General features: G+C 67.7%; 6 protein-coding genes and 1 pseudogene. 2 read left to right on the forward strand and 5 right to left on the reverse strand.

What is annotated here, in order from left to right:
* Positions 1–566 (forward strand): IS3 family transposase (locus BLS85_RS12930; protein ID WP_143027188.1); only part of this gene is annotated, 566 nt, incomplete at its 5' end.
* Positions 567–1,397: 831 nt separating this feature from the next.
* Here the strand turns inward: BLS85_RS12930 and BLS85_RS12935 are convergent.
* From BLS85_RS12935 to BLS85_RS12955, 5 genes and pseudogenes are all read right to left on the reverse strand, one after another.
* Positions 1,398–1,706 (reverse strand): HigA family addiction module antitoxin, encoded by a 309-nt coding sequence (locus tag BLS85_RS12935; RefSeq protein WP_092786973.1) that lies wholly within the window; start codon positions 1,704–1,706, stop codon positions 1,398–1,400.
* A 9-nt stretch (positions 1,707–1,715) separates the two neighbouring features.
* Positions 1,716–2,012 (reverse strand): type II toxin-antitoxin system RelE/ParE family toxin, encoded by a 297-nt coding sequence (locus BLS85_RS12940; protein ID WP_092786975.1) that lies wholly within the window; start codon positions 2,010–2,012, stop codon positions 1,716–1,718.
* 219 nt (positions 2,013–2,231) lie between these two features.
* Positions 2,232–2,468 (reverse strand): annotated as a pseudogene (locus BLS85_RS12945) (BRO family protein); the annotation flags it as partial.
* Positions 2,469–2,518: 50 nt separating this feature from the next.
* Complete coding sequence (locus BLS85_RS12950; RefSeq protein ID WP_092786979.1) at positions 2,519–6,001, reverse strand: DEAD/DEAH box helicase; 3,483 nt, start codon at positions 5,999–6,001, stop codon at positions 2,519–2,521.
* Between the two features lie 343 nt (positions 6,002–6,344).
* Complete coding sequence (locus tag BLS85_RS12955) at positions 6,345–12,365, reverse strand: DUF3320 domain-containing protein (RefSeq protein WP_092787228.1); 6,021 nt, start codon at positions 12,363–12,365, stop codon at positions 6,345–6,347.
* A 72-nt stretch (positions 12,366–12,437) separates the two neighbouring features.
* Here BLS85_RS12955 and BLS85_RS12960 point away from each other — a divergent pair, with 72 nt between their 5' ends.
* Positions 12,438–12,824 carry a hypothetical protein gene (locus tag BLS85_RS12960; RefSeq protein ID WP_143027190.1) on the forward strand — a complete coding sequence of 129 codons (387 nt, stop codon included), beginning with the start codon at positions 12,438–12,440 and terminating at the stop codon, positions 12,822–12,824.
* Positions 12,825–13,070: the final 246 nt, after the last annotated feature.

Genomic DNA, 13,070 nt, shown 5'->3' on the forward strand with positions numbered 1-13,070 from the left:
CCTTTCGGTCGTGTACCACGGACAGCAAGCATGATCTGCCCGTGGCGCCCAACCTGCTGAACCGGCAGTTCTCGCCGGACGCCCCAGGGCGCGCCTGGGTCGCCGACATCTCATACATCCCGACCGACGAGGGCTGGCTGTACCTCGCCGTGGTCCTCGACCTGTTCAGCCGCAAGGTGGTCGGCTGGGCGATGCGCGACCACATGCGCACCGAACTGCCGCTGGCGGCCTTGATGATGGCCACCCAACGCCAAAAGCCTCCGCCTGGCCTGATCCACCATTCCGACCGAGGCAGCCAGTATGCCTCCCACGACTACAGAAAAGCGTTGAAAAACAGTGGCCTGGTCGCCTCCATGAGCCGCAAAGCAAACTGCTGGGACAACGCCCCCATGGAGAGCTTCTTCGGAACCCTCAAGTCCGAACTGGTCCATGATCGTCGATACGCAACCCGCGAGGAGGCCAAACGCGATCTGTTCGCCTACATCGAAGGCTACTACAATCGCCGGCGCCTTCACTCAGCGCTCGGCTACATCACACCAGAGCAGGCCGAGCTTCGTGCCGCGTAACCCGGTGTCCACTTTTTCGGGGCAAGGTCAGCCCGAACATCATCCGGGATTTCGTGCATGGCATACCAACGCCGCCGAAGCTTCTTGATGTACATTGCCAGGAACCCCTTCACACCCACGTTTCACACCAACGCTATCACGTCGAAGGGGGCAGTTTTCAAGGGTTTTCTGGTGTTAGATGGTGTGGCTCAGAGCGTCCCACCCCCTCCGCCATTCTCGCATCAGCGGTGGTCTCTCGGTGAGGTGGTCGCCGCCAGAAATCGCCAGCTTCCGCGGGTCTCTTAGAGTCAAGCTGTTGACCGCCCCGACGACTTTTTTCCCCTCATCTCCTCCCTTTCGGCCAATTCTCTCCGAGGCTGTTGACTGCGAAGTCGATGAAGGGACGGTTGAGGTGAGGTATCGTGTGCTCTGTCGCCGTATCCGCGCCGTACTGGTCGGTCACCATACCGGAAGGTCACCACTTCCATCCTTCGACGGCGGCGATGACTGCAGCAAATGCCGCGATCACAGTCATGACCAGGACTATCCCATACCCGAACCGCGCCCAGAACACTCGCCAGCGAATTTCAGCAACCAATTCGGTGCGGGTGACACTGCCATCACGGAGACGGATTAGGTCACTTTCGTTTTCTTGATACCGCCGCCGCAAATCGTCAGTTGTGTAAAGCTGAAATTAGAATTTGTTGCGGCCGTCAATACCGTGCCGGACGCGCCGTACATCGTACCATCTCATCAAGTGAACGGTCTGGTCGGGGTGAGGAACACTCATGCGTTTGACCGCTCTGTGTTACCGTGACTCAGACCCTCTCGCGGACGACGCCCCATTCGATGTCACGCCGCACTCGACAGCGGCTTGGCCCGTTCGATCCGCGCCATTTCGCGGGGCGAGTGCGTCGCCTCCCACAAATCCGTGCGCCGCTGCACGTTGAGCCAGAAATCCGGACTATTGCCGAACACCCGCGCGAGGATGAGGGCGGTCGGCGCGGTCACCGAGCGGCGGTCGTTGCACAGCTCGTTGACGTGCTTGCGCGGAACGCCCATGGCCTCGGCCAACGCGCCCTGTGTCAATCCCAAGGGCCGCATGAACTCCTCCACCAGAATCTCACCGACCGTGGCCGGCTTGCGCTTGGTCATCAACATGGCGTGACCTCACCTGTAACCGTGGTCATCGAGATAAGTCTCCGACGCTTCGCCCGTGCGGCCGTCCCAACGAAAAATCAGCCGCCACTGCTTGTTGACGCGGATGGAATGGAGTCCGGCGAGATTTCCGCGCAGCGTCTCGAAGTGGTTACTGGGCGGCACCCACAAATCCTGGTCACACGTCGCATCGTCGATCATCTGGAGCTTGCGGAACACACGGGTTTCGTGGTCGGGCGGGATGTGGCGGGACCGGACGTCGTCCACGAAGAATGCCCGCAGCCAGTCATCCCGAAACCCAACGATCATCCCGCTGCTCCATGCTGAGTCAATGTACCACCCCTAGGGACACTCGGCAAGAAACCCAAACACCGCGACACCAAGCGATCGGGACCATGGTCAATAAAGCAACCTATCGAATTTACAGAAATTTCCGGAGACGGTTGGATTCCAGAGTCCTTCCCTCCGCCATCTATCCCATTAAGATGGTTTCTCCAAACCCGGCTTCGGCCGGGTTTTTGCGGTGTTTCAAAGGGATATGGGGGCGGGGCCGACGACCCACTCCTCGAAGGCCTCGGCCTGGGGCAGCCTGGAGCGCATGATCCGGCGGTACACATCCCGTTCCGGAATGATCAGCAGGTCAGAGGACGGGGCGTCGCCAAAACCCAATTCCGTCAATTCAACGGAATTGAACTTTTTCAATGCCTTACAGTGCTTGCGAGCCTCCTGATCAGCGTCAGCGCACCCCATGATCTCCGCCACGCCCTTGTGAACGAACCCGCGCGTCTGAAAGTCAGCGTCTCCCGGCTCCCGCTTTACGCGTTCCCAAGCAGGAACTCGACGTCCTCCTCGCTGATGTCGAAGGGGGTGGCGCCGTCGGGGTCATACAGGCCGTCGGCCAGCGCCTGCTTGCGGTCCTTCAGGGTCTGCATCTTGACCTCGATGGTGTCCTCGGCGATCAGGCGGTGGACGAACACCGGCTTGTCCTGGCCGATGCGGTGCGCACGATCCGTGGCCTGTTGCTCCACCGCCGGGTTCCACCACGGATCGTAATGAATGACCGTATCAGCGGCGGTCAGGTTCAGGCCCACGCCGCCCGCCTTCAGGCTGATGAGAAACAACGGCATGTCGCCTTTCTGGAACCGCTTGACCACGCTCGTCCGGTCGCGCGTCTGCCCGGTCAGCATCACATAGGGAATGCCGGCGCGCGTCACCGCCGTCTCGATCAGGTCCAGCATGCTGGTGAACTGCGAGAACAGCAGCACGCGCCGACCCTCGGCGACCAGTTCGGGCAGCATCTCCATCAAGCGGTCGAGCTTGGCCGAGCCGGCGGCGCGCACCTTGTCCGCGCGGCCGGCCTGACGCGCCCCGGCCACAAGGCGCGGGTCGCAACACACCTGACGCAGCCGCAGCAGCGCCTCCAACAGTTCAATGCGGCTGCGCGCCAGCCCCTTTTTCGCGATGGCCTCGCGGACCTTGGTATGCATGGCCAGCCGGATCGCCTCGTAGACGGCGCGCTGATTGGCCTCCAGGGTGACATGCTCCACGATGTCGGTGCGCGGCGGCAGGTCGGCCAGCACATCCCCCTTGGTCCGGCGCAGCAGGAACGGCCGCAGCCGCCGCGACAGCCGCCCCTGCCGCTCGGTGTCGCCCTGCTTCTCGATGGGCGTGCGCCACTGCTTGGTGAAGCTCTTACGGTCGCCCAGCAATCCCGGCGAGATGGCATCGTACAGCGCCCACAGCTCCCCCAGGTTGTTCTCGACCGGGGTGCCGGTCAGGGCCAACCGGTGGCGCGCGGTCAGGCGGCGCAAGGTCTTCGCCGCCGTGGTCTGCGGGTTCTTGATGGCCTGCGCCTCGTCCAGGATCAGCAGATGCCAGTCCTGTCCGGCGAGAACCTCGCCATCATGGGCCAGCAGCGGGTACGTGCTGAACACGAGATCATGCTCGCCCAGACGTCCGAAATCGGCCTTGCGCTCCGGCCCTTGCAGCACCAGCGTCTTCAGGTCGGGGGCGAACTGCGCCGCCTCGGCCTGCCAGTTGCCCATCAGGCTGGTGGGGGCGATCACCAGGGAGGGGCGGTCGAGACGGCCCTCGGCCTTCTCTATGGACAGATGCGCCAGCGCCTGCACCGTCTTGCCCAGGCCCATGTCGTCGGCGAGGATGCCGCCCAGCCCGACCTCTCGCAGAAGTTGCATCCAGGCTACCCCAGCGCTCTGATAGGGCCGAAGCGTGCCAGTGAAGGCCGGCGGCAGCGTCACTTCCGGCGGCGCGCCGTGGGCCTCGCGCAGGCGGCGACCCAAGGCACGCACCTGCTCGCCGCCCTTGAAGACGACGCCGCTGTCGGCCACCGCGTCCTCGAACGCCGTCAGGTCTGCCATGTCCAACGCCAACAGGCGGCCGCCATGGGCGGGGCCGGCGTCGCTGCCCAACAGGTCCACCAGGGCGCGCAGGATGGGTTTGATCCGCGCGAACGGCAGGACGAAGACCCGGCCGTCCGGCGCCCTCACGTTCAGGGTCTCAATGTCCTCGCCGACATCGTCCAGCAGGTCGTCCAGGGCGTCCGCCGGGATCCCCTCCAGCACGCCCAGCAGGGCCGGCAGCAGGTCGACCCGCTCGCCGTCCACCATCACACCCAGGCTGAGGTCGAACCAGTCGATCCCGGAGCCGTCCCCGGGCTGTTCCAGGCCGGCCTCGACATCGCCGTCGATCAGGATCGGGCGCAGCGGGAAATCGTCGGCGATCTCCACCTGCCAGCCCGTCTCGCGCAGGCGCGGCACGTCCTCCAGCAGCACGGCGAGCCATGCCGAGTCCAGGTCCTCGTCCGGGATCAGGGTGAGGTCGTCGCGATGGGCCTGAGGAATCGAAAGGTCATAGCGGTTGCCGGCGCGGGTGAAGCCGATGCGGGACAGGGCGCGCAGGGCGTCCCGTTCCTTGCCCTTGGCGCGGACAACCTGGACCAGACCGTCCCCGTCGCGCCGGGTGACCTTGGCATCGGTTTCGGTGGCGGGAACATCGAGCCCGCCGTAGCGAAACCACGGGCGCGCCAGCCGCAGCGTTTCCGTTCCAGTTCCGCCCCCGTAGCGCATCCAGTAGGGACTGCGCTGGACCTCCAGGGGGAAGATGCGCAGGCACGGAACCGGGGCCTCCTTGATGACCCGGGGCGGCGGAAGGGCGCGGGGCAGAACCTCCGGCGTGGCGCCGGTGACCTGATCGCCCAGAACCGTCGACAGTCGGCCGCGCACCGGTTCGACCTGCTCGGGCGCCAGCGCCGGCGCCGCCAACAGCGCCGCCAGGGTGCGCGGCGCGATGGGCAGCGACAGCGGCGACGCGATCACCCGGTCGGGGACCGTCGGATCGGCGGTGATGGCCCACGGCGGCCCCATGGGCAGCACCGCCAGCGGGTCCGAGGCATCTGTGTCGGCGTCCGGCACGACGACGGGGCGTTGCCGGCCGTCGTCCTCCACGGTCCAGGTTGCGCGGCCCGGGCGGGGCTCGCCGCGCACCATCGCGGGTCCGGTCAGATCGTTCCAGCGGGCACGGCCGGTCTCAAGGATCGCCTCCAGGATGGAGGCGCCCTGATCGCCCGACAACGTGCGTCCGCCCATCCCCGAGCCGCCGTCGCGCAGGCGAGCCAGGCTGTCCAGGATGGTCCGGTCGGACGGCCGCAGAAACTTCGCGCCGCCTTGTGCGCTGGAGATGTTCGAGGGATCGTAGGGATTGGCGCTCTTGGAGAAGGAGCCGTCTTTCAACAGCCGAACGGACAGGGGGCGCACCCGGGCCTCTCGGCGGCCGGTGGGCCAGACGTACTCATGAACGACATAGATCAGGCGCTGGCGGACGGTTTCCGGATAGGCCTCGCTGTCCGACTCCCCGGCGGCCTCCAACGACCGCAACCACTGATCGACCGCCGGTTCCAGGACCCCGGCATCGTTCGCGGCGGGCGGTGGCCGCTCCACCTCCACCTCCACCAGTTCGGCGGACGTCGCCCCCCTTTCCGGCAGGCGCAGCACGCCGTCATCAAGCGCCTGCAACAACAGAGCGACGGCATGCTTGCACTTCAGGCCCACCGGACAGGCGCACTCGGTCATCACCGTGGGCACGCCATGCCGGTCAAGGGCCAGGCGCGCCTCCGTCTGGTAGGGGAGAGAGCGGGTGCCCTTGACCGTGCCCGCCACGCGGGTTCCGTCCGGCGACGCGGACGTCACCGCCGCCCGGCCGGAGCGGTGATACGTCGCTCCACGCTGCCAAGTCACGGTGCCGAAGGCGAGCTTGAGGAGATGAAGCGGAGGAACCGGCACGGATCGCAATCCCGGACAAGCGCGTAGGAAACATGATGATGAGCAGACGCCGACACAGCGTTGCCCACGAACCGTTGGGACAACCGTCGGGACGACCGAGTTGGTCGGACCATTGGGTTGGGGCACGGTTTTGTGAGACAGGACGCTGCGCTACCTTAGGGTTCCCCCGATCACTGCGACATCCTGGATGCCTTCCGGCATGCTTGCAACGCTCTCATCGACCAGCCAAGCTGAATTTGATCTCTGGGTCCTCAATCCTGGCGGTCGTCGACCGCTCCATAAACGGTTTCGCATGGGGCAGGTCCGGAGACCGGGATCGGTTGTCCAACGTCGAACGACACGATCACGCCAACACCCGCTCCAGCCTGTCGCGCGCGCTCTGGCTGAGGCGGGCGAGGCCGATGGCCCGAGCCAGTGCACCAGGATCGCCCATCAAATCCAGGTCGGCGTTGATGGAGCGCAGTTCCGCCGCGCAGATGTAGTCCACCGAGCGGACGTCGTCGTCGCGACCCTGGCAGCGGGCCGGGGCCGGGTGGCCGTGGTCCGGCGCCTTGGCCCAATAGAACACGCCGACGTCCTCGGTGGTCCGTGCCGCGTGGTCGCCGGCGACCTCCAGCACCCGCTCGCGGATCAACCGGCCCGCCCGCTTGAACCCGTGATGACGCGCGATGCGCCGCACCAGGATGTCCTCGTGGACCGGGCCTTCGGTGTCCACCACATGCCGGACCATGGCGGCCAGCCGGCCGTCATAGGAGTCGTCATAGAATGCCTCCGGATCGGAGGCCAGATCCGGGGCATTGAACGTCGAGACGACGTAGGTTCTGGCCACGTCGAGCGGCCCGGCGTCGCGAGGGGGCGCCGGGCTGTCCGCTGATCTGCTCGCGGTCTCCCCATCGGTCGGGGAGCGGTCGGCGGCGGCCAGCGGACGCGGGGCGGCCGGAGCGTCGAGGGGGCCGACATCGCCGAAAAGATCGGTATTCCGCGCTGTGCCATGTGTTTCCGCCGGGCCGGTGGAGCCGGTTCCGGCGGGTGCGGCGGTCTCCTTGTGGGGCATCCCTTTGGTCTCCGTTTCGGTTTGCGCTTCGGCTTCGGCCATGGCCTTCGCTTCGGCCTCCGCCTTCGCGGCCGCCGCCTCGGCCCGCCGCGCGCGGTCGGCCTCCAGATGCGCCCGCAGGGCCGCGTCGACCGTCCCCAGGGCCGCGTCGGCGTGGTGCCACCAGTCGGTCGACCAGATGCGGAACAGCGTCCAGCCCAGGCTTTCCAGGACCGCCTGCCGGATCTTGTCGCGTTCCCGAGCGTTGGCGGCGCTGTGGTACATGGCCCCGTCGCATTCGATGCCGGCCAGATAGCTGCCGGGCAGGTCGGGATGCACGACGCCCAGGTCGACGCGGTAGCGCGACACGCCGATCTGCGGATGAACCTCCCATCCGCGCTCGCGGAGCGCCCGCAGCACGGCACTCTCGAATGGTGATTCCACGTCGCCGACAGACCCGAACACAGCGCTGCCCAGCGCGGACGGGCCGCGCTCGGCGAACTCCAGGAAGTGCTTCAGGTCGGTGACGGCGCGGGCCTGCGTGCGCGACAGGTCGATCCGCTCTGGCGCCAGGGATGAAAACACCCGCATCTCGAACCGTGCCCGGGTCAGCGCCACGTTCAGGCGGCGTTCGCCGCCCTGTTTGTTCAGCGGCCCGAAGTTCATGGTCATGTGGCCGGTTCGGTCGGGACCGTACGTGATGCTGAACAGGATCACGTCGCGCTCGTCGCCCTGCACGGTCTCCAGGTTCTTGACGAACACGGGTTCCTCCAGGCCGTCGGCGGCGAAGGCCCATTCGATCTCCGGCTGTCGGCCGCGCGCCTCGTCCAGCAGGTTCTCGATCAGGGTCTGCTGTTCCGCGTTGAAGGTCACGACGCCAATCGACAGCGCCCGCACCGCCTCGTCCGGGTGCGTCAGGCGGCGCACCACCTCGTCGACGACGGCGCGCGCCTCGCCCTCGTTATGCCGGGCCTTGCCGCGCGCGTAGTGTCCCTCGGTTCGCACCAGGGCCACACCATGGTCGCGCACCGACGGCGCCGGGAAGGTGACGAGCTGGTCCTCGTAGTAGCGGCTGTTGGAAAACGCGATCAGGCTTTCCCGACGTGAGCGGTAGTGCAGCGACAGCACGCGTTCGGGAATGCTGGCGCCGCGCATTTCGTCGAGGATGCTTTCCAGCGTAACGTCGGTTTCGACATCCCCGTCGATGTCGTCGTCCGAGCGGTCGAAGAAATTGGTGGGCGGCATCTGCTTCGGATCGCCGGCGACGATCAACTGGCGGCCGCGCGCGATGGCGCCGACGGCGTCCCACACCGTGATCTGCGAGGCTTCGTCGAAGATGACCACGTCGAAGGGTGTCTGCTCCGCCGGCAGGTACTGGGCCACCGACAGGGGCGACATCATCAGGCACGGTGCCAGCGTCCCCAGCACATCCGGAATCTCCTGCACCAGTTGGCGGACCGGCTTGTGGCGCGCCTTCTTCTGCAGTTCCCGGTTCAGAATGCCCCACTGGGAGCCACGGGTGACGGTCTCCTGATCCGGCATGTCGCCGCGCAGGCGGGCGACGATATACGCGGCCGTCAGGGCCTGGAAGGTCTCGTCCACCTCCCTGAACTTCTGGATGGCCGCCTCGTGCTCGGCCGTGGAGAAGGTCCGCAACACCTCGTCCTCGCCGATGATGGCGGCGGCCCACCATGTGCAGTACGCCGCTTCAAAGACATCCCGGGCCTGTGTCGGGTCGATCCGTCCGGCCTCCAACGCCTCGACCATCGGCATCAGATCGAGGTCGATGGCCTGGGTGCGGCGGCGGCGCCACGCACACCACTCCCGAAGCTCCGCCCGGGCGCCGGCGATTCCCGCCGCCATGTCGACCACCGCGTCGAGGTCCGGCGCGGCGGCGGCATCGGTCCCCGCCGACGGGGCGCCGCGCTGGCGGTCGAACGCCTGGTGAGCCTCGCGGTAGGCGTCCATGGCCTGATCGAGCGAGCGGGCCACCACCCCGACCGGCGCGTCGGCGGCCAGCAGGTCGTTGCCGTCGTGGAGCAGGTCGCGCAGGCGCGCCCGCAGAGCGGTCAACGCGGTGGCGTCGTCGGCGAGGCGGCCGGCGGCCTGCCGGGCGCGCTGGCCGAGGTCGCGCAGCCGGTCCATGTCGTCGGGCGCGCTGTCGTGACCGCGCCAGCCCTTAACGGCCTCCAGGATCGGTCCCAGGCGGTCGATGGCCTCGCCGTGGCGCCGCAGCCGCGCGAGAACGGGGGCGTCGTGCTCCGGATCGGGTTTGCCGGCTGTGTTGCCGAGCCGCCGCATCTCCTTGCGGATGCGCCCCTTCAGGAAGGCGCGCTTGGGCCACCATGTCTCGCGGGCGACGGCCCATCGCCGAGCCAAGGCATCGCCATCCAACTCGCGCCAGGCCATGGGATCGAACGGAACACTGAGATCCCGCTGGGCCGCCAGATAGTCCCGCAGATGCGTCACCGCCTGGTCGAGTGCCTCCAGGCGCTCGGCACCGTCGGGACCGAAGGCGCAGGCGGTCTGGCGGCGATGCGACTCCCGCAGCACCTGGGCGAGGTCCACAAGGGCATCCAGGCGGCCGGGTGTGAGCGTCGGACAGTCGAAGCCGACGGCGTTCGCGAAGGCGGCGCAGGCGGCCCGCAGGTCGCGGGCGGTTCGCGTCAGGGTCTCGGACCCCTCAACGAGGTGCGTTTCCCACTGCGGGGACCAGTCGCCGCCCAGCACGCCCCGCAGCGGGCTCGCGGATAGATTGCGCACGGCGCCGGCCTGGATCGCCAGCGCCTCGACGGCCTCGCGCATGGCCTCCAGGGTCGCCTCGTCGTGCATGTCGGCCTTGGGCCAGCGGAGCGAGACGTGCGCCGCCAGGGCTGCGTCCCGGATCGACACGCCGACGGCGTGGTGCGGCGTCAGGCCGTTGCGGTGGCGCGCATGCAGGTGATCGACCACCTGATTGAGGCGGTCGCGCAGGGTGCGCAGGCGCTCGGCCTCGCGGTGCCAGGTGGCGGCGTCGTGCGGCTGCCCGCCCGTCCACGCCTCGCCAAGCTGGCGCAGCACATCGGCCTTGCGCGCCTTGTTGGAGTGCAGTTGCAGGCAGAAGGGACCCAGCCCGATGCGCTCCAGCCGGCGGTGAACCACCTCCAGGGCCGCCGCCTTCTCGGACACGAACAGCACGGACTTCCCGCTGCCCAGCAGGTGGGCGATCATGTTGGCGATGGTCTGGCTCTTGCCGGTGCCGGGCGGCCCGATGATGACGAAGGTTTTGCCCCTGTCAGCCGTGGCGATGGCCGCCATCTGCGACGAATCCGCTGGCAGTGGCGCCAGCAGGTCGGACGGCGCGTACAATCGGTCCACCTGGGCGCCGTCGACGAAGCGAATGTCGCTGGGGAACGGGTCGCGCGGCGTGTCGATCAGGTGCTGGACAACGGCGTTGCGACGCAGGGCGTCGGTGCGATCGACCAGATCCTTCCACATCAGGTACTTGGCGAACGAGAAGTGGCCCAGGACCACGTCCTCGACCACCTCGAAGCCAGGCGCGTCCTTGATCGCGTGGCGAACCCTGGTCCAGATGCCGGCGACGTCGATGCCGCTGTGATCCTCCGGCAGCGGGCCGTCCAGCCCGCCGATGTGGATGTCGAAGTCCTTGCGTAACATCTCCAGCAGCGTGGTGTTGAAGCGCGGCTCGTCATCGTGGGCGGTCAGCCTCACGCCGCTGCGCACCGAGGTTCGGTCCAGCGCCACCGGCATCAGGATCAGGGGCGCGCGGAAGCGGCGGTCGTCCTTGTCATCGCGTTTCCACAACAGGAAGCCCAGGGCCAGGAACAGCGTGTTGGCGCCGCCTTCCTGCAACGCGGTGCGGGACCGGCGGTAGATTTCGACCAGCCGGCGAGACAGCTCGGCCTCCGGCAGATCGACCAGGACCTGATTGTGTTCGAGAGCGTCGGCCGCGTAGTCCTGGGTGATCGCCTCACCGGTGCGCTGACGGTGCAGGTCCGCATCCTGCCCGGGCGCGGAGCGGTGCGGCACCGGCTGGACGGCGATCCGGGCGTTGGCGGCAAGCTTGTCTTCCAGCAGACCCGGATCGGGGCAAATGAGGGACAGACTGGTGGTGCTGGCGCGGTGGTGCAGCATCGGATTGCGCACCGAGAGATCGAGCAGCCGCCGGTGCCAGCGCTCCAACCGCCCCGCCGGGGTGTCGTCCTGCACCGGCGCCTCGGGCGCGGCGTCGAAGCCGGGCAGCGGTGGCGGTGCCTCCAGCCCCAGAACCACGGTCGGCGCCGCCAGGGCGGCGGGCTCCATCCCGTCCGCCGGGCCGCTCTTCAGGCCCAGGGGGGCGATCCGGAACGCCCGCGCGCGGCGGATGTCGACGGCGGCGCCGAACGTTTCGTCGCGCTCTGGCAACACCTGATCGCCGGCCGCCTCGATGGCGCGCGTGAACGGCGGCGGCGGGTTGGACGTGACGTAGGTGGTCTCAAACAGCAGCAGTTCCTTCAGCGCCACCCGCTTGCGCAGCGGCTCGGCCTCGTCAATGACGATGGTCGACAACTGCTCCGGTTGCAGCCACACGCCGATCAGCGCGTGGCCCTGCGGCAGCACCACGACGGGATTGAGCCCCGCCTGCTCCAGCGCCGAACAGAACAGCATGGTGAGGTCGAGACAGGTCGCTAGGCCACTGTCCATGATCTGGCCGGGCAGCCGGATCTTCTGGCCGTCCCGCTCGAAGCTGGCCGGCGGCATGGCGTAGTTGAGGCCGAGGTTGGCGATGGCCGTGTAGATGGCGGCAGCGATCTCCCAGACGCGCTCGCGCCGGCCGGACTGATAGCCGTCGATGCCGCTCGGCCGGCCGGCGTGGCGCAACACCTCCGCCGCGTCACCGAGAATCCGGTCGACCACCGGGTCGTTGGGCACCGAGAACGCCGCCAGTTGCTCCGGCATGTAACCCGCGCCGCCCCACTCGTTGTAGGCCAGCAATTCGATGGGGCGGGTGGTTTCGGCCAGGCACACGCCCGCATGTTCGGCGCGGATGGTCAGCGTGCCGCGCACCGCATCGGCCAAGTTGAGCAGGAACTGGCCGTCGACCTCGACGTCGGGGGTCTTCACCGCCACGGACGTCCCCGGCCCGATCCGGTCCAGTGTCCAGACCGCATCGCGAAAGAACGGCGGCGTCGCGGTGGCGGTCACGGTCACATTGTCGAGGGCGGTGTCGGGACCGCGGTTTTCCACGCTCAGCGCGCGCACAACCGGAAACGCGCTCTGGTGGCAAGCGAAGTTCACTTTCGGTGTCGTTTCGACGTGAAGGATCAGCCCCTCGGACTCCGCCCCATCCATGATGTCCCCCGTTTCCAACACCGGACAATCGTTGCTCAAGGGGGCGCCGGGCGCAAGAATGGATCGGGTTTGGTGCTGGTCATCGCGGCCGGACGCCGCGCGGTCCTTGGAGGCGAGCGTGCGCCTTTCGACAACACCGCTCACCTGCCCCTCGTGTTCCTGCCCTCGCTCGATCGTCAGGCCGACCCGCCCGACCCCGCGTGTCGCGCCCTGAGGGCGTCGGCGCGGAGCATCGAATACATCACGGCCCAGGGCACCGGGTTCGGCCAGAGCGACGGGTTCGCCCTGTTCTCGCACCTCAAGGACGGGCGCGTCCGGTTCCGCGTGCGGAGCCAGGGCCAGTGGATGATTTCCGTCAACCACAAGGAGGACGTGACGCCGAACGGCCCGCTCGCCGATCTGGTCGGCAAGGCCGATCAGGTCTACCACGGCGCCACCCTGACGTTCAGCGTTCGGTAGAGCGAACCGCGACCAATCCGAGACACGATGGTTCCGGATTGGGTTTCGGCCGGATTGGGTTTCGGATTGGCCGCGTCGCTCTGCTCGTGGTGGTCGATTTAGCCCGACGGCCGACCGTTGGCTGACCGGTCGGCCGTCGGGGGGAGGGGCCGGGCGACCGACCGTTGGCTAGGCGGTCGACCGTCGGGGGGAGGGGTCGCGCCCCCCGACGGCCCCCGATGGCCGTCAACGCGGTGCCCATGCTGC

Source organism: Rhodospira trueperi, from assembly GCF_900101965.1.
Taxonomy (GTDB): domain Bacteria; phylum Pseudomonadota; class Alphaproteobacteria; order Rhodospirillales; family Rhodospirillaceae; genus Rhodospira; species Rhodospira trueperi.